The sequence below is a fragment of the Eisenbergiella tayi genome (genome assembly GCF_001881565.1).
Classification (GTDB): Bacteria; Bacillota; Clostridia; order Lachnospirales; family Lachnospiraceae; genus Eisenbergiella; species Eisenbergiella tayi.
Window position 1 is genome coordinate 214,283 of sequence record NZ_MPDJ01000002.1, and the last position, 24,847, is coordinate 239,129.

The following is a 24,847-nucleotide window of genomic DNA, read 5'->3' on the forward strand; positions in this document are numbered from 1 at the left end:
TATTCCGGCGGGATATTTTATAGCATTCCCATTATTCACGATATAATTTTCTCTGAACAGGCAGTATTATAAAAATTTCTTATCCAAATATTAAAATAGATAATTTTTATTTTTGTATACACTGTCTTATAATATTCTTCGAAGAAAGAAAATGTCCCGGCGGCAGCGCATTTCCGATACGGGCATCATTTTCGCCCCATGAAATAAGATACGATGAACCCAAGGTTCAGAAAGGAATCGAAATGTACGATATTATCATTATTGGCGGAGGCCCTGCCGGAATCAGCGCAGGCATTTACGCGGTAAGCCGCGGGAAAAAGACACTTATCATAGAAAAAAGCCAGATTGGCGGAATTATCGGAAAGGTTTCCACCGTCACCCATTATTCCGCTATTGTTGAAAATGAATCCGGAGCTACCTTTGCCGAGCGACTGAAAAGACAGGCGCTGCATGCAGGCGTTGAAATCCGGTATGAAAACGTGACAAAGACGGAGCTTCAGGGAGATATCAAAACGGTCATGACGGAGGACGGCTGCTATCAGGCCCAAAAGCTTATCCTTGCAAACGGAAGCACACCCCGCAAACTGGACATTCCCGGCGAAGCCGGCCTGACCGGAAAGGGAATGGGGCTGAATGCCGCCAGGGACGGCGCTCTTTATGCCGGAAAAAATATGTATGTGGTGGGCGGCGCCGACGGTGCGGTAAAAGAAGCCCTCTATCTGTCCCAGTTTGCCAAAACGGTAACTATCATCCATTTTGAAGATCAGCTGGGCTGTATCGCTGAATTTAAAAACAAACTGAAGGACACAGCCAACATTACCCTGCGCCTCTCTTCCCGCCTTCAGGCCGTCCATGGCAGCGAACAGATCGAAACGCTGGATATCGCAGATGAAAAGAGCGGAAAAACAGAAACCATCCAGGATCCCGGCTGCGGAGTGTTCGTTTATACAGGCACCGTCCCCAATACGGATATCTATCCAGAGCTGGCACTGGAAAATGGGTATATACCGGTAAACGAAAAAATGGAAACAGCCATTCCCGGCGTATATGCCGCCGGAGACATCCGGGTAAAGCAGGTGCGCCAGGCCGCGACCGCGGTTGCAGACGGAGCCATAGCGGCAGTCAATGCCGCTGTCTGACCCTATATATGAAAAATGCGGAATCCCTGCCCGGCAGCGGTCCCGCATTTCCCGTTTTTTCAGAATAACCTTTCCCTTACCTCCCCTTTTCATTGACCATAATTGCCATCGGTTATATACTAAATATATGTATCGATATCAGGGGGAACGTTTCGTGTATAAAAAAATCATACTTACGGCAATCTCTTTTTTGCTTTTCTTCACCCTTGGAGGCTGTTCACCTTCTGCCGCTCCGAAAGAGCCCAGACTCTTCGGCTTCACGGCCATGGACATGACGGATCAATCCTTCCGCCTTGCACTGGCTGAGCTGGAAGACCTGGTAACCCAGAACGGCGACAGCCTCATCACTTTTGATCCCCAGTTAGACAATGAAAAACAGCTTCAGGGCATATCCGATATGATCAGCCAGGGCATAGAGGTCCTCTTTTTAAACCCGGTGGATATCAACGGTATTCTTCCCGCGCTCAGGGAATGTCAGGAAAACGGCGTGAAAATCATCTGCTTTGATTCCAAGGTCTCCGATGCTTCCTACATCGAAACCTTTGTGGGCGGTGATAATTACAAGATGGGATGGCTCATCGGCGACTATATTAAAAATGACTTCCCCCAGGGAGGAACTCTGGCCTATCTGACCAACCCGCAGGCCGGCTCCATCCTGCTGCGTGAGCAGGGGCTTCTGGAATCTCTGGAGGGGAGCAATATTGAGGTGATCGATGTACATGAAATCTCACGCTACGAGGAGGTTCTTCCCGCGACGGAAAAGCTTCTGGAGGATAATGACAGCATTGATATCATCTGGGGGTTCAATGATGATATCTGCCTTATGATGCATAGCTGTGCGGTGGCAAATGAACGTCAGGATCAGATTGCCTTCTATGCCACCGGCGGCAATCCGGGGATCCTGGATGCCGTCAAACGAGGGAATGTCCGGGCAGTATCCGTACAATCCCCTGCGGACTGGGGAAAGGTCTGCGGGGAATTGTGTTATAAGCTGCTGGACGGGGAAGAAGTCAATTCCGATTATCTGCTGGAGGCTTCTATCATAGATACGGAGAGTGTAAATGCCTATGAAATGGATCAATGATACCGGAAAAGCATCCAAGATTTTCGAGACGTTTCTTGTCCTTCTTCTTATTCTGATGATCGGAGCCACCGGCCTGATGATGCTGCACGTACAGGAACAGCTGAAGGAAAATACGGCAGCTTCCGTAAAAACGGTATTTGACAAATCCGCCAACCTCATAAACTCGGATATCCTCTCGGCCCAGAATGCCGTGTACCGTTATTCCCGTTATATCAACTGGGAAGATCAGGAGAAATCTGTGGCTATGCTCGGCGCTTTTCTGAAGGAATATGGCTGTCATCAGGCATTTTATCTGGATTCGGACGGAACCGGTTATGATGCTTCGGGCAATCGTTTTACTGTGGATGATCTGCCCTTTCCGGATTTTGTTCTCTCAAAGGGGGAACAGGGCTTTTCTCCCTTCTTCCTGGATAAGGAAGGGACCTGCCTCACCGCCATGGGTATTCCCGTCATGAAGGATGGTATCCGGACAGGAGCCTTCTATGCGGTCTATCCCATGGAAAAATTCAGCAGCAATACGCTGGCAAAATCAATCCGGGGAGAAGGCTATTATTATCTGCTGGACCGTCAGACCGATATCATGATCAGCGCTGCCTTCAACACCAACGATTCCGGAGTCGGCCTCACTACCCTGACTGATCTTACGGGAGTTACCGGACTCACTCCTTCTGATATTTCATCACGCATTCTTGCCCCTATGGATGCCGGTGAGGATTTCCAGCTGGAAACCAGTCTGAACGGTGAAGCTTACTTCATTTTTTTCCTTCCTGTAAAAGAAAATCCCTCCTGGTATCTCTGCGGCCTCATGCCTTCTTCGGTCATAAAAAAAGAGTCCAACAATACGCTGGCTCTCATAGGAAGCATCATCGAAATGCTTGCTGCATTATGTGTCCTTGTCGTAGTGTCCTTTCTGTACTTTTTCCTGCGAAGACAGGCTGCGGAAAAGAAAGAACGAAAAGAAAAGGAATTTCAGAATGCCATATATGATGCACTCAGTGAAAAAAGTGATGTGGTCGTCTGTATTTTCGACAGAGACTCCCGTAAGCTGGAACAGGTTTTCCGGAACAGTCTCCGGATCCTGGGGCGGTCCAGCGAAGAATATCTCTCCCATCCAGAGCTATTGGAAGAGCTTTGCCGTCTGGCGGATCCTTCTTTATATGAACGGCTTCTGGAGGGAAGCATCGGTGAGGACGAGGTACACCAGTTTTCCATGCAGCATCCGGCCTCAGGAGAAATTTTTATCCGTTTCACCGTAAAAACAGGGATTTCCATCGCCGGCCTCAGGAAGTATATGCTCTATTTTGAGGATATCACCCAGTCCATCCTCTACCAGGAAAGCCTGAAGGAAGCCGCCCTGACTGCCCGGCAGGCCAATCGGGCCAAATCCGATTTCCTTTCCAATATGAGCCATGAAATCCGGACGCCTATGAATGCCATCATGGGAATGCTGGAAATCATGGAACGCAGCCAGGATAATCCGCCGCGTATGAAAGACTGCCTGAACAAAATAAAGCTCAGCGCAGACCACCTTCTGCACATCATCAATGATATCCTGGAAATATCAAGAATTGAAAGCGGAAAATTAACTCTCAATACAGAAGCCTTCAGCCTTGCCGGCCTTATATCCAACGTTTCCGGCATCATACGCCCGCAGGCGGAGGCGGAAGGCAAACGGCATTCCTTTGCCATCCATATTCACGGACTGGTCCATGATTCCTTTATGGGCGACTGGACGCGCCTGAATCAGATTTTGATCAACATACTCATTAATTCCATCAAATACACCCCGCCGGAAGGGCATCTTTCCTTTGATATCTCCGAGCAGGAAGGGCCGGGGCCGGACTCTTCGCTCCTCCGTTTTGTCATTCAGGATGACGGCATCGGAATGAGCAAAGAATTTCAGGAACGGCTGGGCAGGCCCTTTGAGCAGGAACGCAGCCAGCTCCATATCCGGGAAGGCGGAACCGGCCTGGGCCTGTCCATCATCTTCCATCTGGTGAAGCTGATGGATGGCAGCATAACCATAGACAGCGCCCCGGGAAAAGGCACGTCAGTCACCATCGAGCTCGTACTTCCCCATGCTTCCTCTGAGAATCAGGAAGAAGAGGCGGATTATTCCGGCCTGCGGGTATTGCTGGCGGATCAGGATCCTCTGGTGGTTCAGGATGCCGCCGCCATCTTAAATGCCTGCGGTGCAAAGACCGGATGTGCTTATACCCTTTCACAGGCAGAGGAAATGCTCCGCGCTGAAGGCAACGGAGAAAACTGGCAGCTGGTTATCCTGGATCGTTTTCTGGATGGAAAAGAGCAGACGCTTTCCCGTCTGCTCTCTATCCTTCCTTCTTCCTCATGTTCCGGTTCTCCCGCCGTCTTCATCTCCGCATACAATCCGGCGGATGCGGCCGAAGCTGCGCAGGACAGGGGAATCCATATTGTGGAGAAGCCTTTGTTTGCCAAACGGCTCCTGGATATCCTGAAATATGTTTCCCGGGGCTGCAGCCAGCCTCTTCATACGGCCGATGCCGGACAGAAACAACTCCCTGACCTTTTGCACGTAAAAGTTCTGATGGCGGAGGACAATGAGCTGAACCGGGAAATTGCACTGGAATTCTTACATATGGGGAATATAGAAGCCGACTGCGCCGTAAATGGCCGGGAAGCGCTGGAACGCTTTCTCTCCTCCGAGCCGGGAACCTACGATCTCATTCTCATGGATCTGCAGATGCCTGTTATGGACGGCCTGACTGCCACGGTTAAAATCCGGGAAAGCTCCCATCCCCAGGCCGGAAGCATTCCCATCCTTGCTCTGACCGCCAATGCCTTTGAAGAGGATATCAGCCGGTGTCTTGCCGCAGGTATGAACGGACATATGGCGAAGCCGCTTGACATCCATGCCCTGTTTCAGAAGATGGCTGATTTCATCTGATTCTATCCCCGCTTCAGCCGAAACTGTCCGGTAAGCTCCTTCAGCCTTTTCGCCTGGCTGGACAGTTCCTCGCTGATTGCCGCAGATTCTTCCGCTGATGCGGTATTGGCCTGCACAATGCCGGAAATCTGTTCGATATTTTGATTAATCTGTATGATAGAAACAGCCTGTTCCTCCGTGGCCCTGGCAATATCCTCAACGACTCCCGCCACCTTTTTCGCTCCTTTTACGGATTCCAGCATGACATCGGCGGTTTCGCCGGCGATTCTGCTTCCTTCCTTTACGGCAAGAACCGAATTTTCTATCAGGGCAACTGTCGCCCTGGAAGCCTCCGATGTCTTATTCGCAAGGCTGCGCACCTCCGCAGCCACAACGGCAAAGCCTCTTCCTTCATTTCCGGCCCTGGCGGCCTCTACTGCGGCATTCAGAGCGAGTATATTGGTCTGGAATGCAATGTCTTCTATAGTCTTTATGATCTTACGGATCTGGACTGCCTTTTCATTAATATCAGCCATGGCGCCGACCATATCCTGCATTTTCCGGTTGCTTTCTTCCATATCCCGTTCTGTCTCCCGGGCGATCTCACTGACCTGCTTCACTCTATGCGTGTTATTATTCACCTGTCCGGAAATCTCATCGGAAGCGGCGGCCAGTTCTTCCACAAAAGAAGCCTGCTCCACGGCTCCTTCGGATAATTCCCGGGACCCGCTCGATACCAACTCACTGCCGGAGGCCACCTGATCCGCAGAACGTCCTATCTCCTCCAGCGCTGCGGACAGTTTACTGATAATCTGATGCATGGATTCGGTAAGCTGGCTGAATTCACCCACATAAAGCTCTTCCGTTTTTGAGTCTATGTCAAAATTACCGTCCCCCATTGCGCCCAGCCCGTCTCCCATGTCGTGGATAATCCCCCGGAAATTATCTGTCAGCCTCCTCATACTCTCAGAAAGGCTGCCCAATTCATCCTTCGCATTATAGCTGAGAACCGCGCTGAAATCACCGGCGGCCATTTTCCCTGCGGCGTTTTCAATTTCCTTAATAGGACCGGTCAGGCTCTTCGTAATATAAACAGAAAGTCCAACGGTCAGCGCCAATGCCAGGCCCGCTATGACAAGCAGGATTGAAACTGCTGTTTTATAGGTACCCTCAGAATTTTCAAAGTTTTCATCCGCATATTCCGCAGTTATTTCAGCCACCTGTGTCATCAGTTCCTTGAACTCCATCAAACGCGGCTGATACTCTTTAAACATGATCTCTGTGGCCTCATCCTTTTTGTTCTGCGCCGCCAGCTCCAGAATATGTAAACGAAGAGGCTTTGCATCATTTAAAATTTTATGCGCTTCTTCTATCATAGACTTATCTCCGCGGAAATTGTCCATTAAAAAGGCAAAATCCTCACCTAAGCCGTCAAGCAGCTCATTTGTCTGGTCTATATAGCTCAGCGTCTCCTCGCTGTCATCCGTGAGCAAACTCAATGCCATATTCTTCAGCCCTGTCTGGGCGGCACGGCGCATATCGGTAGCCGTTACGACAACAGGATGCCCGACCATATAAAATTCCTTAAAATGATTCTGTGTATTATTCAGGCTATAAAAAGACAACCCTAACGATTCAATAAAAAGAAAAATAATAATGCCAAATGTGACTACCAGTTTTTTCCCGATTTTTAAATTTTTCATTTGTACGATACCCTTTTCTCATTTTGCCGGACGGCTTTTTTCTTTTACTGCTCTATACAAAAAAACAGCACGATATCCGCTGAAAGGGTACCGTGATCATATTATATTTATATACGTTCAGTATAGCAAAAGGTGTGGGGAATAGCAATCATACAAATCAAATAGTGTGTTCTTTTTTTAATACTAAATTAATGGTATAATATTCAAAATTAAGGATTCTGATACAGAAATAGTATTTAAGATTATGAATAAGAGGGAAAATATGATTTCAGAACAAATAATAGAGGATGTATGTTCTTTATACGGAATTAAGGTAAATAGTATAGGGAAAGTCTTTGACAATTCCAGAACTCCTTCGGATAAAAGATATATTTATCCGGTTAATGACGCCTACATGCTGAAATTTTATAATAACGGTTCCATTTCTGAGGCGTATCTGAATGATGTGGACAGACTTATAAAAAGATATAAGGAAATTGGTATTTACTGTCCATCCCTGGTAAAAAACAAAAGGAACCAATTTGCCGTTTTCTGTAAACAGGACGATGATACCTTCTCCTGCTATGTAGAAGAAATGGCCCGTTTCCGCTTAATGGATCCGGGCCGGATTGACTCCTTTGCTTTTCGAAAAGAACTTGTCAAACATCTGGGTGTGCTGGCTTCTGCCTATACAAACATCGATCTTTCCGTAACAAAATCAATGTGGTCTATCATAGATCTGGCCCCTCTGGATAAAGATGTTGACGAAAAACAGGAACATCTAAATCGGCTGGTCCGCTGTCTGAAATCGCATCAATTGGATGCAGCCGCCGATCTGAGCGTAAGCTGTAATGAGAAGGCCAGAATGAAAATAAAAGAGTATTTTTCAGAATTACCCCGCTGTGTCTATCAGGGGGATTTAAATTTTACCAATATTCTTGTTGATGACACGGATTGCTTTGCCGGTCTGATCGATTTTAATATGTTCGGTACGGAAGTCAATATAAACTGTTTTTTGAATGAAACATTCTGCGAGCCGGAGCCGGAAGAATATAATAAGTATTCCGCAAATGAATTGTTTATACAAATGCAGCGCCAACAGGATGAGCTTCTCAACGGGATTTGGGAAAATTACTCACTGTCGGAAGCCGAAAAAATCTGTTTTCCTGAATACAGGAAGATTATCGGCCTCTCTCAGTATCCGATTGTACAAAGCTGGATAAAAATGCTGGAAGCCGGAATACATACCGAAAAAATATGTGATCTTCTTCATTTAATTGCCAACCAGAATTAACAGGCCGGCGCTGTATTTATATCTTATGCTTTATTCCATGCCTTCCACAGCTTCTGCTGCTTCCTCCCGGGAAAGCCAGCCATCCCATTCATATCCCTGTCTTGCTTTTGATGTATCATATACCGCATTCAGCTTCTGTTCGTATTCCTCCTGCGACATCTGTACATCATTCCACTGATACTGATAAACGGGGTTTCCGTCCGCATCGAATTCCACCCTGGAATTATCCTCCGCCCCGTAATAACCGGCGGCAATCTGTGTCAGCCGGCCATTCTCCATACGATATACCAGATCATAGTAGCGATCCATATTGCCGTCGGAGTTGCACAGAAGGCCGCCCCTTTCAATATAGGTGAAATTCGGCCTGCCCAGCCGGGTTTCCTCAAGCATGCCGTCCGCGTAAGTGACAATAACACAGCCTGCCGCTTCGCTGGTCCCGATTTCCACCAGCTCCGGAATTTCATCATCATTCAGATAAATCAGCTGATATCCCTGCCATTCTTCCGGATCCTGCTTCTGCAGATGATCGATATATGCCTGTTTCCAATCGGAGGCCTGTGCTTCCCCCTGCTTCCCTGCGCCCAGAAATCCAAGAACCGACTGAACCGTCTTTTCAGCAAGGGCAGAATTGGTTACTTCAGATAATTCTCTTTCCAATGTAAACAGGCCGTCTTCATTCCCTCTGTAGATCCTAGCTTCCGAATATCCCGTTCCCACATCAGGCCCGGAGGAAGGTGAATAATTACAGATTATTATGATATCGCTGAAACCGTCGCCGTTATAATCAGGAAAGGAAACGGCTTCGACCTCATTAAATATTTCATTGGCCCTGATATTGTTTTCAAAAATACCTTCCAGTGCCGTGGTTTTCCCTCCGGCCTCCTGTATTTCGAACAGGGCATCTCCCAGCGGATTCTGCTGTGTATCCGGCCGATAAGATGCAAATGTCACCTTTCCCAAAGGTTCCAGCGTCACTTCAAAGGTCTGCTCCCCGATCAGCCGGTTCTCTTCCATGCCGCCTGTTTCTTTCTCTGTTCCGTTTTCCTGCTGAGCGCCCATATCTGTTTCATTTATCTGTATTGTTTCAGAGTTTTTCATGTCCTCTGCCTGTGATTCCTTCCCGCTTCCGCAGGCTGTCAGAATGCCGCACAGTGTTATACAAAGAAGTGATGCCTGCCATTTTTTTGTGTTATGTTTCATAATTCTCCTCTCGTCATTTGCTAATTATCCATTCTTTTTGTCGGTTGTACCGGTATGCTTCCAACGCAGAACAGTGTCTGCTTTATATTGCGCCGACTCCCGAATATCAGGGGCTGTTTACGCCGAATCCCCGGGATGAGCCACAAAAACAGCTTACCACAGAGCCTGTGATATCTCAATCCCATATTCTTTGATCACTTTTACGCTTTCTTTCTGTACTTTTGCTGCTCAAAAAACCCGCCACAATTCCTGTGACGGGCTCAAACTGATAATAAAGGGAGCGGGAAGAATACAGACGGTAAGCGGAGCAGAACAGCCGGAAACTGCCGGCATTGCTACTCGCTGTCCTCATGTTTCTCATGACCATGATGATCCTTCTTACCCGAATGATGTTTTTCATCCCCGTTATCCGCAGCTTCGGTATCATTTACTGCTTCGGTATCATTTATTTCTTCCGTATTATTTTCGTCTTCGGCATCCTCTCCGCTCTCCTCATGATGTTCGCCGTTCTCCTCATGATGTTCACCGCAGTGCTCTTCCGTAAGCTGCTTTATCTCACTTATGGAGTGTTCCGCGCACTGCTCATAAGAGGCACCGGGATCCACCTCCTGCAGCTGTGTAATAGCAAGATATTTGGCCGGGCTCAGATTATAATCATGGGCACAGTCCCTGACCTCCCTGGTCACCGCATAAACATCCGCCGATGCCGTGGAATGGTGGGAATCAAGCAAGGTATCCACAGACTCCCGGATCTCACCCAGCATTTTCTGTTCCCTGTCATTGCCTCCTGCCTGTACGGTGACGGATACCAGGCCGTCGGGGGCCAGGTACCCCCTGAGAATCATTTCATCCAGCAGCCGTTCCACGGCCTGATCCCAGGACTTGTGCCTGACATCCACATCCCGCAGGATAACCGCGCCGTCATCATTATACGGGGCCGCCTCCAGAACGCGCCCATAACGGTTAAGAGTCAGTGAAATGGAGGGGTTCACATCCATATCCACATAAGCATTGGGAGTAAAATAGGAAAGCCCGCTTATAAACAAAAACACGGCGAAAGCAGCGCATGCTCCGATAAGCCTCTGCCGGAAAATCCGTCCTGCCGGTTTCCTCCTCCGTATTTCCTTACTCAGGAAATCGGCTGTCTTCTCCTTCAGCTCCTCTTCTGCATAAATCTTGTCAAAGGTACTGCGAAACTTATTCTCCAATCCACTCACCTCCCAACTGCTTCTTAAGCTCCTTTCTTCCCCGGTCAAGCCACGTATATACCGTATTTTCACTCTTTTTCAGTATCCCCGCTATTTCAACCGCCGTGTAGCCTTCATAGTAAAACAGATAAATCACATTCCTGTATTTGGGCGGAAGCCGTAAAACGGCATCCAGCAACTCTTTATCCTGCTCCTGTATGTAAAAAGGCTCCACATCGATCTCTTCGATGGAACGGACCTTTTTTCGAAAAAAGCTCTTCAGAACATCCCGGCAGGCATTGATGGAAACACGAATAAGCCATGCCTTTTCATGGGCATCGCTTTCAAAGGATGAGGGATGCAGAAGGTATTTGAGGAATACCTCCTGAAACACATCTTCCACATCCGTATCGTTTTTCAGGTACATAAAACAAATACGGCGAACCGTGTCCGCATATAGCTTCAGAGCACGGTTCACCTCGGCTTCATTCCGCATGGCCTCTCCCGTTCAATAGATATCATTGGGATTTTCCCATTATATTAATGATGGTTTTCCTGATGATGGGAACCGGAACCATTTCCGTTATGAGGCAGGCAGACATTCCCGTTATGGTCATGGCTTCCTGTTTCCGTACATCCCTTTTCCGTACATGCCTGATGGTAATCGTGTCCGTCGCCCATATAATGACCGGCATAGGTGATTCCGTCATGCTGATGGTTTCCTGATACATTACAGTTTTCCGCGCTGCATAAAGAGTAATTCGTGGCTGCGGTTACACTGCAGGCGCTGTTATGTCCGTGCCCGTGGGCAGAAGCGGTCAGCGGCACAGCGGCCAGAAGAACTGTGGAAAGGGCAAATGCGGCGATTATTTTTTTCATGATTGGTACCTCCATTTTTTATTGTTCTGATAAGTATACGATTGAGGAAACCCAATCCTTTCAACTTTTTAAAAATATTTTAAAAAATTACATTTTCCCCGGAAAACATGTATTTCTGTTCAAACTGTTCCACCGCCATCGGCTTCTCAACGATATAGCCCTGGACATAGTCACAGCCGATTTCTTTCATATAGTCAAACTGCTCCCTTGTTTCCACGCCTTCCGCACAGCATCTGGCCCCAATGGAATGCCCCATATCAACGATATGCTTTACCAGCGTTTTTCCGCGCTCCGCTTCTTCATATTTCTGTATGATACCCTTATCTATTTTAAGTATATCAAAATCAGCCATCATCAGGAATTCGTAGGACGAGTATTCCACGCCGAAATCATCCAGCGCGATATTGAAATTATGTTTTTTTAATTCCTCAAGCAAATGGGCCATCTGCTTTTTGTTCAGGGTTTCCTGTGTCTCCGTGACCTCCAGCTCCAGCTGCTGCGGGTTCAGGTCATATCTGCTGAAAACACTCCGGAACTCATTAAAAAAGTTATTGTCGAACATGGTGATCCTGGAAAAATTAAGGGACAGCTGCATATCGGCAAACCGGGTTCCCTTCCATTTAGTCAGCAGTTTACACACTTCGTCCATAACAAAGAAATCAATATTGGAGATCAGCCCTTCACTTTCCAGAAAAGGGATGAACTTAACCGGAGAAGAAATAGTGCCGTCTTTCTCCCTGCAGCGCACCAGTACCTCGGCCCGGTCTATTTTCCCGGTCTTCATATTCAGCTGGGGCTGCAGATAAATCATATACTGTCTGTTCGCAATGGAATCCGTCAGTTCCTTAAGGAGGGGGATTTTTTCAATGGCAATTTCTTTATACCCTTTATAATACTCCTGCTTATTGATCTGCATGATCCGCTCTGCCTTATTCATCAATGCTGTCAAATCCGCATTCACATCACTCCATGTCGTACCGACAGATAAAAGCGATTCTCCGTTCAGCGTAAATTTCGCTTCCATTAATTTAAGCTGTTCACTGAATTCATCATAGGAAATCGCTTCGGTAACAATCAGGAATTCATCACCGCTCAGCCTGAATTTCCTCCCGTTGGGGAAGAATTGCTTCATGATTTCTGAAATATGTGTGATCACCATATCCCCATATACATGGCCTCTGACGGTATTCAGTTTCTTCAGGCCATTGATATCCATAAAAACGACACCAACGGGCGCAGGCATACGCTCCGAAAAATCATCGCTGTATATCATATAGCTGTTTCTGTTTTCGAGCCCTGTCAGTGCATCCTCAAAGCTCATTTTTTCCAAACGCCTGCGCATGGAATTCTTGGTGATCTCATTTTCAATAAAATAGGATAATTCCTCCAGATAAAAATAATTTTCCTTATTTACTTTGGGATCATCCATTCCCAGAAAGCCCTTCCTCTCCCCTTTTACATAAAGGGGAAGTGCCATCAGGCTCTTTATTCCCTGCTCTTTCAGGATCTCATATTCCAGCCGTCGATTTGCCCCTAATTCTTCAATATCGTCAATTCGGATATAATCCCTGATACCGAACTGCTTCATCCAGAAGGACAGTGCTTCCATCGGCACTTCCTGCAGATTCTGAATCTGGGGGATTACCCCTTTTGCACAAACCTCATAGGTATTGACTCCCGCATTTTTCTTTTCGTCAGCCTCAATGATATACACACGATCCGCCTGATAATAGTCCAGAATGATTTTCAGGACATATTCGATAGAATCCTCCAGGTACTCAGAGGTTGTCAGCCACTGGATACAGTCAGCAATACTTTTCTCCGCTGCCAGATGCAGTTTTTGGCAATCCGTATGTTCAGCCGTCTTCACCGCATCCGTCCTGTCCGAATTCCGGAAAGATACCAGGTAGGCATCCTTCCCTGACCACTTTATGGGAGCTGCATGAGCGGCCGTACATATATTCTGCTGCAGGGAATCCGCACAGGCCGCATTATCCTCGTTCAGAGGACAGAAGCTGCAGGGATGATCTGCATAAAAAAAGGTCTCATAACACAGCGCTCCCTCGCGGAATCTGGGCATAAGCTGTTTTACTCTGCTGTTAAAATATAATATCTCATAGGTACCGCTTCCGATCACACAGACTGAGCCGTCTTCCTCCTCTATCATCCTCCGCAGCAAATCCTGAAGCTTCTGTTCCCGTTCCTGCATTTTTTTCTTCTGAAGGAAGGTATCCAGCAGTTCTGATATCAGCGACAGTGCATTCACTTCCTCCTTTGTCCACAAACGCATCCCCGTACATTCATCGAACCCTATAAAGCCGGCAAACCTTTCCTTATCCCATAAGGCATACTGTAAAAAAGAACGGATTCCCTGATCTTCAAAAAGTTTCCTCTGTACAGGAGGCAGCAGATGGGTATTCCGGCAGTAATAAATAGAATCCTCCCCGAATAATTCCCGATAATCACCGGCCGTATAATAATCCAGACGCTGAAGATTTTGGATTTCCGGCTCAATGCCTTCATTACACCATTCATATGTATTTTTATAATATTTCCCGACATCATTCGTTTCAAAAATATAGGCCCGGCTTACATCAAACCGCTTTCCGACCACCTCCAGGGACAGGTTGACAGCCTGCTCCAAATCCTCCATATTACAGAGGAGTTTGAATATATAAGTGAGAAGATCGCTGGAATCCCCCAGAGATATGGGCTGCGACTCAATCGCTGCGCTTATGGAGGAATATCCGGTTTCTTCAGGCAGGCGGGAGTTTGCCGTATCATAAACCACGTATCCGTCTTTCCCCTGGCTTTTCGCCTGATATAAAGCCCGATCCGCATAATTGTATAATGTCCTGAAATCTCTGCCGTCATCAGGATATAAGGCGACGCCCATACTGCAGGTGACATGAATGGAGCGCTTCTCATTCTCAAACAGGCGGCGGAACATTTCCGTCAGATCCGCAGCCTTCTGCACAGCCGCTTCCCGGGAGGTAATATTTTTCATGAAAATAAGGAATTCATCGCCTCCGATACGGCCCACCACATCACTCTCGCGCATCATTTTTTTCATGCCATAGGCCATTTCCGTTAAAACGATGTCTCCCAGCATATGGCCGTTTGTATCGTTAATCTGTTTGAAATTATCCGTGTCAATCATGAAAAAGGCGCAGATATTTTCCGGTTTTTCCTCCAGATACGCCCTGATCTGTTTTTCCGTTTCTTTTCTGTTATATAAGCCAGTGAGTGCATCTCGTTCGGCCCGGATTTTAAGATCATCCATCGCCTGTTTTCTTTCATCAATATTAAAAATAATGCACAGGGCTTTCACCGGCTTTTCCTGCCGGCCGCACATGGCAACACCATGGACCTGACACCATATATATTCTTCTGCATTAAAAATTCTGAATTCTGCGGCTGCATATATACTGCCCGCGCGCAGTTTTTCAAGAAGTTCTGCGTAAACCTGCGTATCCTCCGGATGGATCCATTTATGAGAAGATACCTGCGCAGCGATCTGATTATACACCGTTTCAGTCCCGTCTTTCCCTTTCCGATTACAGGAATAATTCAGGGTATCGGAGGCGATATCCCACTCACAGATCATGATATGGGTATCTTTCAGGCCAAAATCATGTTTTCCCAGAAAGGATTCGGGTTCTTTTGCCAGAACGGCTCCCGGGTTCATGCCATCGCTGCTTTCCGCTTTTCCCACAATGACGCCAATCAGTTTTTCAGCCGACCTGCTGTCATTAATAAACCGGCCGCTGTATTCTACCTGCTTATAGCTGCCGTCGCTGCATAAAATACGGCACTCAATGGAAACCGGTTCATTGTTTAAAAATTGTCTGGCAACCTGTTCCGCCACTTTTGTAAAGTCATCCGGATGTATAATTGCAGACAGGCTGTTATGAAACCGCTCTTCCAGATCCGGCTCCATAAAGCCCGTCAGCCGGAAAAAGCCTTCATTTGCACCCTCAATTGTTAAGATTTCATCGAAATCACAATATAATATGCCCACAGGAAGACGGCCTATCAACGTCTGAATGAGAGAATTGCTTTGTTCCAAATGAATGTCCATATTTACTCCTCATCGGTGCAGATCCTTTTCCAAGCGGGAAAAGGATCTGTTTTTGTATTTCGTTAAATATCAATCCATAGAACGGTAAAGCAATCGTTTTCGGACAGATATAATATGATTAAGTCAATTTATCATATTATATCTGATCCAAATACCAAAATCAACACAACTCCGTTAAGTATCGAGTGAGGGCGAAGAGAACAGTCCACGAAAGCCCTGTGTCCCCGGCGTCGTGGACTGTTCTCTTCTGGGTATTATTTTATTCCGCAGACTGCATGGTTTTCAGGGGCGTCCATCCAGAGGCAGATATTTTTATCTTTGAAATCGTAGACGGAAATCATGTAGTTCAGTGTTTCTTCTTCCGGGCATAGTTGTGTAAATATATCCGGATATTCCTTGAAGGCTTCTCTTTGGTAACATACGGTGTTTCGGGCGGTGTCTATGGCGGCGTAGAAGATGTCGGCTTCGACGAGGTCCTGGAACATGTGGCTTCCGAAGCTTAGTTCGGGCATGTAGCCGGCACGGTCGTCCGATACCTCGCATATTCCGCAGAAGCCGGAGATGTCGGCAAAGGTTGTCGGGATTCCGAGCTCAGGGGATGAGGTTCCGAGTCTGCCCGGGACTATCAGGAGTATGTTTTGGGGTTCTTTCTGGTTGTTGAAGTGTTTGTTGAGCTTTCCTATGATTCCTGCCACTTCGGGTTTTCTTGCGTAGGGGTATTCGTAGTAGGCCTTGGGATCTATGAGTACTGCTCCGTCCAGTTTTCTGCATACGGAATGTCCCATGCAGGCATCATGGATGTCAAAAAAGCAGTTTTCTTTTTTGAGGAGGGGGACTTTGACTCCGCCGCCTTCCGGCCCTACATAAAGCGGGCGGCATTGAAGGAGGTTGAGCATAAAATCGCCGTTTTCTGCGCAGTTCACTGTGTATTCAATGTCCACCGGATTGCCGTATACCTGCTGCAGTTTGCGGAGCAGGGCCTTCATCAGCTCTGTAAATGTCTCCTTTTCCAGCAGCTTCTGGCAGCTGACAAACCATACGTTTCTTGGTCTGCCGCTGTCATACAGTCGCTGTTCCGCTTCATAATCATGCTCAAGGAGCAGTCTTTTCAGCCATTCGGGGATATCCGGCAGCACCTGTTCCAAATCCTTTTCCGCCAGTGTATTTTTCTCCAGATCCAGCACGTCTATCTTATGCTGGGAAAAGCGGTGTTTTTCCGCTGTATTCCGCGCCATGGTTATTGTGGGGCGATCCAGGTTCACGAGGCGGGGGTAATCATTTTCCGTCCGATCCACAGCCTTTGTGCCCAGCCCCATTACCAGCCGGAGCATGCCTTCATCCGGGCGGATATCCTTCTGCAGCTTATAGGTGCTGTAGCTGTATCCCACTCCCGCGGCGCAGGGCATATATAAATTTCCATAATAGGAGCCCGATACTCTCTGGACCAGGACCGCCATCTGTTCGTCCTTTCCCTCCAGCCCGCGCTGTCTCCGGTATTCCAGGGCCGAAATATCCATTGTGCTGGCGTATACCTGCCGTACCGCATTTTCGAACATGGCAAGCCTTTCCTCCGGCATGCCCCTGTTGGCACAGAACACGGATTCATATTTTCCTGCAAAGGCATTGCCGAACCCGTCTTCCAGAAAGCTGGAAGAACGCACAATAATGGGGGTCTGCCCGAAATAGTCCAGCATTGTGCGGAACTGTTCCCGGATATTGGAGGGGAAGCTCCCCTTAAGCAGCCCTTCCCGGAGCCGGCCGGCCTCACTGAAATACCCGTCATCCGTGCGCTGCGCAATCCGCATATCCCAGCACCCGTTTGCCACAATATACGTATAAAAAACGTCCGATCCGATATAAAAGGAATCGTGAGGTTCATAATAACCCTGATATGCAGGCAGCTCCTTCTCCGCAATTTTTCTTGCCAGCAGCATTCCGCAGGCCTTGCCTCCAATGGCCCCGCTGCCGATCATACGATCCCGCAGGGCAAAATAATCCGTACCCGTGAAATATTTTTTAATCAGTTCCTGCATTTTCTCGTCCCGGGTCATCGTGCTCTCTATAATCTGCGCCTCCGTTTCCTCTGAAAAACGGCCTTCCCTATACTGCATCTTCGCCATGGTAAAAAAACGGTCATGGCTGTCCGCATTCAGATCCTGGAGTGTTGTCTCTTTTTCCTGGCGCAGGACGTAATAGCGTCCGATTCCCATTCCGTCCGTCACCGCCTCAAACCGCTGCTTTTCGCTGTTCCATACATGGGGAAGAAACATATTTCCCGAATACCGGTTCCAGACCTTCAGGGGATGCAGGTACAGACTGTCTCTATCTGCGTATACATCCAGAAAAAGCTGCGTCGTATCCCTGATCCGCGCCACCGCATCAAAGGAATGCCTTCCCCGTATCAGAGGGAAGAAGGCCACCGTATCCAGCTGAAACAGATAGGGACAGGTCACACGGAAAAAATTCCCCATCATCAGATCCGTATACCAGACCGACTGCAGCTGGGAAAGGCAGTCAAATACATAAAAGGCCTCTCTTCCTTCCTCCCTTATTCTCTCGTGAATCCCCACCGTAAAGCTTTCAAACCCCTGTTCCGGCTGAAATTCATAGATTCTCAGCCCTTCGCAGGGTTCCAGCACAGCTTCATGCTGCGCAAACCTGATATAAATAAGCTTTTTCCCGTCCTTCAGCGCCTGTGCTGCAAACGAACGTGCGAAAAAAAAGTATTCCTCCAGGTCGGAAACCTGAAACACAACATTATCTCCAAGCCGGATAAAATCCAGCGCTTCATCCATTCCTGCAATTCCGCTCAATATCTTGTCAAATGCCGCCATATCCATACTCCTTTATTTTGCGTATTTCATGTTAAGAAAAAAAGACGCAGAAACCGATATGATATCGACTCCTGCGTCTGTAATTTATCTTAAAGCAATGGCTGTCATTAGTCAAGAACAACGTCCTGCTTCCGCCTATTTCACCAGCTTATAGATTGCCAGTACATCCTGCCAGTACAGCTTCTTAAAGCCGCCGAGAGGGGATTCCTCACCGAAAGCCGCCCCAGTCGCCTTCTTTGCCATTTCCTCCAGCCTGTCCTCTCCGATGCCAAGCTCTGCGAGTGTGCCGGGCAGCCCCATCCTCTTAAAGAATGTCCGCAGCCGGGCAATTCCTTCCTGAACGATGGCATCGGGATCCCGGTAGCTGCCTTCCACACCCATCACATTGACAGCAAACTGGACGAACATATTGATATTATCTTTATATACATACTGCATCCAGCCGGGCGTCAGAACGGCGAGGCCTGCGCCGTGCGCCACATCATAAATGGCGGAAAGCTCATGCTCCATGCCGTGACATGCCCAGTCCTGCTCACGTCCCATGCCTACCAGGCCGTTATGGGCCACGGTCCCTGAGAAGCCGAGCTCTGCCCAGGCATCATAATTCTGCGGATCATCCAGCGCGATCGGCGCATTCTTCATCAATGTTTTCAGAGTAACCTCGCACAGCCCGTCCGTGAGATCCGTATGGGTTGTGTTGGTGAAGTAACGCTCGAACACATGGCTCATCATATCCGCAACACCGTTTGCCAGCTGATTTTTAGGAAGGGTGAAAAATAGTTCCGGATCCATAACGCTGAGCAGCGGCCGGATAAGAGGGCTGCCGTAACCGAACTTAAGCTGCTTTTCTTCATTGGTGATAACGGAATCCCCGCTGGATTCACTTCCCGCCGCAGGAATCGTGAGGACTGTGGCTACGGGCAGAGCCTTTTCAACGGGTTTTCCCTGTTCGTAAACCTCCCAGATATCCCCGTCGTAATAAACGCCCATGGCAATAGCTTTTGCAGAGTCAATGGTACTTCCTCCGCCTACCGCAAGAATGAGATCCACGTTTTCCTTTTTGCACAGTGCGATCCCTTCATGCACAAGGGAAAGCCTGGGATTGGGCTTAACGCCTCCCAGCTCCGCAAAGGAAATACCGCTTTCCTTCAAGGATGCGGTTACCGTATCATACAGGCCGCTCTTCTTTATGCTTCCGCTTCCATAATGAAGCAGAACCTTGGATGCATGGGGCTTCAGAAGTTCCCCGATTCGTTTTTCCTCACCTTTTCCGAACAAAATCCGTGCGGGTGTGTAAAGATCAAAATTCAGCATGTAAATATCCTCCTGATATATTAAAATGTTGTTGTGTCAGGGTCTGATGAATAGCCGACGCAGCCCTTCAGATCCGCGATCAGCTGCACATCGGCCGCTTCCAGTTCAAAATCGAATACCTGCGTATTTTCTTTTATACGGGAAGGCGTCACCGACTTGGGAAGCGGCAGATACCCTCTCTGCAGGCTCCAGCGGATACAGATCTGGGCAATGGACTTACCGTATTTCTCCGCCAGCGCCTTCATTTCCGGTACCTCGAAGATTTTGCCGACACCCAGCGGACTGTATGCCTCCAACTGGATATTATGGGAACGGCAGTAATCCACAACTTCGTCCTGGGTTTCTCCGGGACATAGCCTGATCTGGTTTACCATAGGAGCCACTGTCGCGGTTTTCATCAACTCTTCGATATGATGGGGCCGGAAATTACTGATTCCGATGGCGCGGATGCGGCCGGCCTTATACAATTCTTCAAACGCCTTCCATGTACCGGCATTCGCCTCCTGCCAGTGATCACGGAATGCTATGGGATTGGGCCAGTGGATCAGATAAAGATCAAGATAATCCATATCCAGCTTTTTCATTGTCTCCTCAAAGGCGGCAAGAGTTCTCTCATAGCCATGCTCGCTGTTGGTTAATTTAGATGTAATGAAAAGTTCCTTCCTGTCAATGCCGCTTTTCTTTACGGCAAGCCCCACACTCTCTTCATTGCCGTATCCCTGCGCGGTATCAATGTGACGGTATCCCGCTTCAATCGCGCTGAGAACAGACGATACACAGACATCCCCGTCCGGGGTCTGCCAGGTTCCGAATCCGATGCACGGGATTTCCACCCCATTGGACAGCTTGTAGCAATCGGTCAGTGAATTCATATCTTTCCTCCCTTTCTGTTGCTTGACATATCAGTTAAAAGTCCTGTATGATGATCATAAACCTTAGTGTTAACGCTAAGTCAAGACTTTTTTCATTCACGCGATAAATTACCAGGAGGTATCCCTATGGGTTATACAGTAAAAAAAGTGGCGGAAAAAACAAAACTGAGTCCGAATGCTCTGAGGTATTATGAAAAAGAAGGCCTGCTGCCGAATGTAGGCCGTACAAAAGGCGGAATCCGCCTCTATTCCGATGAGGATCTGGAATGGATCGGATTGATCTGCTGCCTGAAAAATACAGGCATGTCCATAAAACAAATACGGGATTTTGTCACCCTGAGCCTGCAGGGGCCTGAGACGCTCAAGGACAGATGTGAAATGCTCGTGGAACACAAGCGGGAGGTAGAGGAGCATATCGAAGAAATGAACCGCTATCTGGAAAAAGTCACCTGTAAAATTTCATACTTTACACAGCAGTATGAAGATTACCTCACCCAAAATGCGGAGGAAGCGAAAGGTGACTGCGTAAAGGAATGACGGGCATTTTTCAATACCCGTCATTCCTTCGTTCGTACATTTCATTTACCCAGCTTTCCCGCCGGCCTTTACGCCTCGACGGAATTCCACTCTTTCTCATAATCCTCATTTCTTTGCGGCATGACCGCACCCGTACTCTGTCTCCAGTCATGAAGCATTTTCTTCAGCCGGGAAGCGATTTCCGGCTCTTCTTCGGACACATCCCTGCTTTCACTGATATCCTGTTCCAAATTAAAAAGCACGGTTTTCCCATCCTCGTAAAATTCAATTAATTTGTATTTCCCCAGCCGTACGCTTCCTCCCGGAGTTCCCCCCTGGTTTCCATAATGGGGATAATGCCAGAAAACAGGACGTTCCGGTATTTCTTTTCCCTGTAAAAGCGGCAGGATACTGACGCCGTCGCAGGCCTGTCCCTCCTCCGGCGCCAAACCGGCCACGTCCAGCAAGGTAGGATAAAAATCAGGCGTGGTGATCGGTACGGCGCACGAACTTCCCGCCGCAACATGTCCGGGCCACCAAACCCAAGCAGGCACCAGGGTTCCGCCTTCATACATCCAGCCTTTTCCTTCCGCCGCCGGGAAATTGCAGGTAGGGCTTCCCTCGGAGGTACTTAACCCTCCATTATCAGAGGTGAATATAACAATAGTATCTCTTCCATGCCCTTCCTGCTCCAGGGCATTCCTTAAACGTCCTATATTCCAGTCAAGATTCCAAATCATAGCCGCATAATTGGGATCTGACTGGACTATTCTTCTTTTTACACATTGATCCTTTTTATTTATCGTATGAAAATGTTCCCCTTCTATCAGCGCTTCTGTCCGATCCAGGCGCATGCGGGATGCTTTTTCCTGAAATTTAAGGATATCATCGGGCTTGGCCTGTATCGGATTATGCACCGCATAATGGCAGAAGTTCAGAAAAAACGGTTTGTCATCCGGAGCTTTCCTTATCAGATCAATCGCTTCATCGGTCAGCCGATCCGTCAGATACTCTCCCTCCGGCCCATCCTCCAATGTGGGGATATGATAAGGGCTGAAATAACCGTACGAAGGATGTCCCCATTCGCACCCGCCTATATTTACATCAAACCCAAAGTTCTCAGGAAGGTAATTTCCTCCCCCCAAATGCCACTTGCCCACATGCCAGGTCTGATAGCCTGCATTTCTCAATCTTTCCGCCACCGTTATAGTATTTTCCGGCATATGCTTCAAATAGGGAGCGTCAATTAATTTCCCTCTCAGAGGATGAAAGGTGCCGCTTTCATCAATCCAATCCGTAACTCCTATCCTCGCGGGATACTGCCCCGACAAAAAGCTTGCCCTCGACGGTGAGCATACCGGACAGGCCGCATATGCACAATCGAACCGCATCCCTTCCCTGCACATTTGATCAATATTGGGTGTCTCATAGAATGTACTTCCTGAACATCCCAAATCACGCCATCCCATGTCATCCATAAAAATGAAAACTATATTTGGCTGCTGCATAACCGATTTCCTCCTCTGAATCCATATCCTCTGCATCCATAAATATCAGGTTCCTGTAAAACCGTACTGCCGGATAACCTCCAAAAACTCCGGCCCTCATAAAATTCATTGTACCCCCATTCCGGGCCGCCCGTCCAGATAAACTGCATTCCTGTTTCTGAAATAAATAAAAACAGGTACAGAATCAACAAACAGCTGCACCATGCGGCAGATTCATTGATTCCGTACCTGTTTTCTTTCTATGTCCGAAGCATGAACTTCAAGCACATCCATACGTCCTATTTACATACAATCAATTCCCCGTCAAAAGGAGCCAGCACAAGCCTTTCTGTGAAGCTTTCGCCTTTAAGTACCCCCTTCCCCGGCTGTTCCAGCATTACTTCCTTCACCTTTGACGTCGTGTTCACATACAGCGTTTCCTCTTCGGAAATCTTACGCACCACCACTCCCTCTGGCGCGTCAATTCCGGGACTAATCCCTTCTTCTTCCGCTATCTGCCCATACAGCCAGTCCAGAAGCGGTTCGCTGGTTTCCGCCGAAGTATAATAGGCCTTTCCTTTTCCGTACCGGTTCACGGATACTGCACAGGAACCGTCCTCCTCTTCATAACAGGCATAAGCCTGTGCAGCGGACAGCTCCAGCAGCTCCCAGTACGAAACCTCGCAGATAACCTGCTGTGTTCCCCTGCCGTCTTCCGTTCCCTCTGTCACGCATTTTCTGACGCAGAGGTTTTTCATCGGTGTCTTTTCCCCTTTTGCAGGCGGATGCACCATGGTGCGTTCAAAACCGGCGACACGCAGGCCGAATACATCGGATAAAAGGCCCGGCTGGAAGGTATCAAATACCGAATTGTTTTCATTCACCTTCGCCGAATATGCCGTCATTATGGCAATGCCGCCCTCTTTCACAAAATTTCTGACATTCCGGGCCATCTCTTCCGTCATGATCGCGTGGCCGGGAATCACAAGGATTTTATAGTTCCCGGACATATTCCGTAAATCCACAAAGTTACAGTCCAGATTTCTGTAATGGAATACCTTGAAGGCATCCATAATCTGCCTTTTATAGGGGGTCCTGTAATAGTAGGTCCCGTATTCATAGACCGGCAGGTTTTCATAACAATAGGCCAGGGCGATCTCCGGCTGAGGAAGATAAGGGAAGCCATACTCCTCAAGGACATGATAATCCGATGCTATCTGTGCAAATTCATGATATTTTCTGCCGCAGGTTCCGTCGTGATCCACCAGGCCAAAGAAAAACTGCTCTTCTCCGCCCAGCATGCTTCTCCAGGTCCATGCCAGGACCATCTGTGTCCGGTAAGCAAGGCACAGGAGCGCGTACATCCGGAGGATTCCCGCTTTCCCCGCATAGCATCCGAAATTTCCAGTCTGGAACTCGATACACCACATGGGCTTATTCAGTTCCGCCAGTCTGTGTTCATTGATCATCAGTGCATATATAAATGGATCTTCATCCTCCGGATCGAGATCCGGGTAAAATCCCACGCCGGGGTAATCCACAAATTCCCGGCAGCCCTTAAGATAATCGAATCCCAGCGTATCTCCCTCGGACACATGATTGCTGGAATGCATCATTCCGGGAGCTTCCTGCTCCACCACATCCTTCAGCTTTATCATAAATTTCAGGACGCCGTCCCCGAAAAATCTTCTCATCTCCAGATAGGCTTCCGGAGCGCCCTTTGATGTCTCGTTGCAGGGAAGCACCACATCCTCAAAGGAATTCAGGCGTCTGCTCCATCTCTGTGTGTTCCATGCCTTATTCAGGGAATCTATATCCTTATATTTTTCCTTCAGCCAGACCTGGAATCTCTTACAGGCCGCGTCCGAATAAGAGATAAACCCGGCACCCTGCTCGTTGCATAAGCCAAACGCCATCATGGCCGGGTGATCTTTATAGTGCCTCACCATTTCCCTGGCAAAACGAAGTGCATAAAACTGGTAATCCGGATCATCCACATCCTCCATATAGCGCGTTACCGCCGCCTGTCTGTTCCCTCCCGGGGTAAATATATCACAGCCCGGGCACAGCTTATGTACCCATACCGGCGCCGGCCTCACGGAAACATCCAGGAAGACCTTGATCCCGGTCTCATAGAAGCCATCCATTACCTCATCGAACCATTGGAAATTATAAACGCCGTCCTGCGGCTCATAGCTGTCCCAGCAAAGGTGTCCCAGCCGTACTACCTGAAAGCCGGCTTCCTTCATCAGCGCAATATCTTTCTTCCAGCGCTCCGGCGTCCAGTCATGGGGATGGTAATTCGTTCCCACATATAATGCCATTTCTTTTTCCTCCTGTATTATGCTTGTTTTCTGTAATCGGTCCTTTCTT

General features: G+C 48.1%; 17 protein-coding genes. 5 read left to right on the forward strand and 12 right to left on the reverse strand.

Features of this window, described 5'->3' with window-relative positions:
- Positions 1 to 242: 242 nt before the first annotated feature.
- The 3 genes from BLA28_RS09520 to BLA28_RS09530 all read left to right on the forward strand — a co-directional run bounded on the left by BLA28_RS09520 (position 243) and on the right by BLA28_RS09530 (position 5,149).
- Entirely contained in the window at positions 243 to 1,139 is an 897-nt protein-coding gene (locus BLA28_RS09520; RefSeq protein WP_069156858.1) for an NAD(P)/FAD-dependent oxidoreductase, read from the forward strand.
- A 154-nt stretch (positions 1,140 to 1,293) separates the two neighbouring features.
- The gene (locus tag BLA28_RS09525) at positions 1,294 to 2,223 is read left to right on the forward strand and encodes a substrate-binding domain-containing protein (protein ID WP_169897226.1); all 930 of its coding nucleotides are present in this window, start codon (positions 1,294 to 1,296) and stop codon (positions 2,221 to 2,223) included.
- Positions 2,201 to 5,149 carry a hybrid sensor histidine kinase/response regulator gene (locus BLA28_RS09530; RefSeq protein WP_081329924.1) on the forward strand — a complete coding sequence of 983 codons (2,949 nt, stop codon included), beginning with the start codon at positions 2,201 to 2,203 and terminating at the stop codon, positions 5,147 to 5,149. Before BLA28_RS09525 ends, BLA28_RS09530 begins: the two co-directional genes overlap by 23 nt.
- A gap of 2 nt (positions 5,150 to 5,151) precedes the next feature.
- Here the strand turns inward: BLA28_RS09530 and BLA28_RS09535 are convergent, their stop codons facing one another.
- Positions 5,152 to 6,831 (reverse strand): methyl-accepting chemotaxis protein, encoded by a 1,680-nt coding sequence (locus BLA28_RS09535; RefSeq protein WP_069156855.1) that lies wholly within the window; start codon positions 6,829 to 6,831, stop codon positions 5,152 to 5,154.
- Positions 6,832 to 7,093: 262 nt separating this feature from the next.
- On the opposite strand from BLA28_RS09535, the gene BLA28_RS09540 reads away from it, so the two are divergent.
- On the forward strand, positions 7,094 to 8,104 hold the full coding sequence (locus tag BLA28_RS09540) for a phosphotransferase (protein ID WP_069156854.1): 1,011 nt from the start codon (positions 7,094 to 7,096) through the stop codon (positions 8,102 to 8,104).
- Positions 8,105 to 8,134: 30 nt separating this feature from the next.
- Here the strand turns inward: BLA28_RS09540 and BLA28_RS09545 are convergent, their stop codons facing one another.
- The 8 genes from BLA28_RS09545 to BLA28_RS09585 all read right to left on the reverse strand — a co-directional run bounded on the left by BLA28_RS09545 (position 8,135) and on the right by BLA28_RS09585 (position 20,471).
- Entirely contained in the window at positions 8,135 to 9,304 is a 1,170-nt protein-coding gene (locus tag BLA28_RS09545) for a hypothetical protein (protein ID WP_069156853.1), read from the reverse strand.
- Positions 9,305 to 9,639: 335 nt separating this feature from the next.
- Entirely contained in the window at positions 9,640 to 10,512 is an 873-nt protein-coding gene (locus tag BLA28_RS09555) for an anti-sigma-I factor RsgI family protein (protein WP_069152684.1), read from the reverse strand.
- Positions 10,502 to 10,987, reverse strand: a complete 486-nt coding sequence (locus BLA28_RS09560; RefSeq protein ID WP_069156851.1) for an RNA polymerase sigma factor — start codon at positions 10,985 to 10,987, stop codon at positions 10,502 to 10,504. Before BLA28_RS09560 ends, BLA28_RS09555 begins: the two co-directional genes overlap by 11 nt.
- 44 nt (positions 10,988 to 11,031) lie before the next feature.
- Positions 11,032 to 11,370: a hypothetical protein gene (locus BLA28_RS09565; RefSeq protein WP_069156850.1), complete on the reverse strand. Its 339-nt coding sequence runs from the start codon at positions 11,368 to 11,370 to the stop codon at positions 11,032 to 11,034.
- 79 nt (positions 11,371 to 11,449) lie between these two features.
- On the reverse strand, positions 11,450 to 15,451 hold the full coding sequence (locus BLA28_RS09570; RefSeq protein WP_069156849.1) for an EAL domain-containing protein: 4,002 nt from the start codon (positions 15,449 to 15,451) through the stop codon (positions 11,450 to 11,452).
- A 254-nt stretch (positions 15,452 to 15,705) separates the two neighbouring features.
- Entirely contained in the window at positions 15,706 to 18,285 is a 2,580-nt protein-coding gene (locus BLA28_RS09575) for a PEP/pyruvate-binding domain-containing protein (RefSeq protein ID WP_071699080.1), read from the reverse strand.
- A gap of 135 nt (positions 18,286 to 18,420) precedes the next feature.
- Positions 18,421 to 19,599, reverse strand: coding sequence for an iron-containing alcohol dehydrogenase (locus tag BLA28_RS09580; RefSeq protein WP_044967353.1), 1,179 nt, complete (start codon positions 19,597 to 19,599; stop codon positions 18,421 to 18,423).
- Between the two features lie 20 nt (positions 19,600 to 19,619).
- Positions 19,620 to 20,471 (reverse strand): aldo/keto reductase, encoded by an 852-nt coding sequence (locus BLA28_RS09585; RefSeq protein WP_069156847.1) that lies wholly within the window; start codon positions 20,469 to 20,471, stop codon positions 19,620 to 19,622.
- A 126-nt stretch (positions 20,472 to 20,597) separates the two neighbouring features.
- On the opposite strand from BLA28_RS09585, the gene BLA28_RS09590 reads away from it, so the two are divergent.
- Positions 20,598 to 21,008, forward strand: coding sequence for a MerR family transcriptional regulator (locus tag BLA28_RS09590; RefSeq protein ID WP_071699081.1), 411 nt, complete (start codon positions 20,598 to 20,600; stop codon positions 21,006 to 21,008).
- 68 nt (positions 21,009 to 21,076) lie between these two features.
- Here the strand turns inward: BLA28_RS09590 and BLA28_RS09595 are convergent, their stop codons facing one another.
- The 3 genes from BLA28_RS09595 to BLA28_RS09600 form a co-directional block, all read right to left on the reverse strand.
- Positions 21,077 to 22,495 carry a sulfatase gene (locus BLA28_RS09595; protein WP_069156845.1) on the reverse strand — a complete coding sequence of 473 codons (1,419 nt, stop codon included), beginning with the start codon at positions 22,493 to 22,495 and terminating at the stop codon, positions 21,077 to 21,079.
- The gene (locus tag BLA28_RS33695; RefSeq protein ID WP_165868640.1) at positions 22,458 to 22,604 is read right to left on the reverse strand and encodes a hypothetical protein; all 147 of its coding nucleotides are present in this window, start codon (positions 22,602 to 22,604) and stop codon (positions 22,458 to 22,460) included. Before BLA28_RS33695 ends, BLA28_RS09595 begins: the two co-directional genes overlap by 38 nt.
- Before the next feature lie 169 nt (positions 22,605 to 22,773).
- Positions 22,774 to 24,798 carry a beta-galactosidase gene (locus BLA28_RS09600; protein ID WP_069156843.1) on the reverse strand — a complete coding sequence of 675 codons (2,025 nt, stop codon included), beginning with the start codon at positions 24,796 to 24,798 and terminating at the stop codon, positions 22,774 to 22,776.
- Positions 24,799 to 24,847: the final 49 nt, after the last annotated feature.

Bases quoted from the DNA above. Each gene is read 5' to 3' on its own strand.
- BLA28_RS09585 (WP_069156847.1), bottom strand. From the start codon at position 20,471: ATGAATTCACTGACCGATTGCTACAAGCTGTCCAATGGGGTGGAAATC.
- BLA28_RS09545 (WP_069156853.1), bottom strand. From the start codon at position 9,304: ATGAAACATAACACAAAAAAATGGCAGGCATCACTTCTTTGTATAACA.
- BLA28_RS09600 (WP_069156843.1), bottom strand. From the start codon at position 24,798: ATGGCATTATATGTGGGAACGAATTACCATCCCCATGACTGGACGCCG.
- BLA28_RS09575 (WP_071699080.1), bottom strand. From the start codon at position 18,285: ATGGCGGCATTTGACAAGATATTGAGCGGAATTGCAGGAATGGATGAA.
- BLA28_RS09520 (WP_069156858.1), top strand. From the start codon at position 243: ATGTACGATATTATCATTATTGGCGGAGGCCCTGCCGGAATCAGCGCA.
- BLA28_RS09530 (WP_081329924.1), top strand. From the start codon at position 2,201: ATGCCTATGAAATGGATCAATGATACCGGAAAAGCATCCAAGATTTTC.
- BLA28_RS09535 (WP_069156855.1), bottom strand. From the start codon at position 6,831: ATGAAAAATTTAAAAATCGGGAAAAAACTGGTAGTCACATTTGGCATT.
- BLA28_RS09560 (WP_069156851.1), bottom strand. From the start codon at position 10,987: ATGCGGAATGAAGCCGAGGTGAACCGTGCTCTGAAGCTATATGCGGAC.
- BLA28_RS09540 (WP_069156854.1), top strand. From the start codon at position 7,094: ATGATTTCAGAACAAATAATAGAGGATGTATGTTCTTTATACGGAATT.
- BLA28_RS09565 (WP_069156850.1), bottom strand. From the start codon at position 11,370: ATGAAAAAAATAATCGCCGCATTTGCCCTTTCCACAGTTCTTCTGGCC.
- BLA28_RS09580 (WP_044967353.1), bottom strand. From the start codon at position 19,599: ATGCTGAATTTTGATCTTTACACACCCGCACGGATTTTGTTCGGAAAA.
- BLA28_RS09595 (WP_069156845.1), bottom strand. From the start codon at position 22,495: ATGCAGCAGCCAAATATAGTTTTCATTTTTATGGATGACATGGGATGG.
- BLA28_RS09590 (WP_071699081.1), top strand. From the start codon at position 20,598: ATGGGTTATACAGTAAAAAAAGTGGCGGAAAAAACAAAACTGAGTCCG.
- BLA28_RS09570 (WP_069156849.1), bottom strand. From the start codon at position 15,451: ATGGACATTCATTTGGAACAAAGCAATTCTCTCATTCAGACGTTGATA.
- BLA28_RS33695 (WP_165868640.1), bottom strand. From the start codon at position 22,604: ATGAATTTTATGAGGGCCGGAGTTTTTGGAGGTTATCCGGCAGTACGG.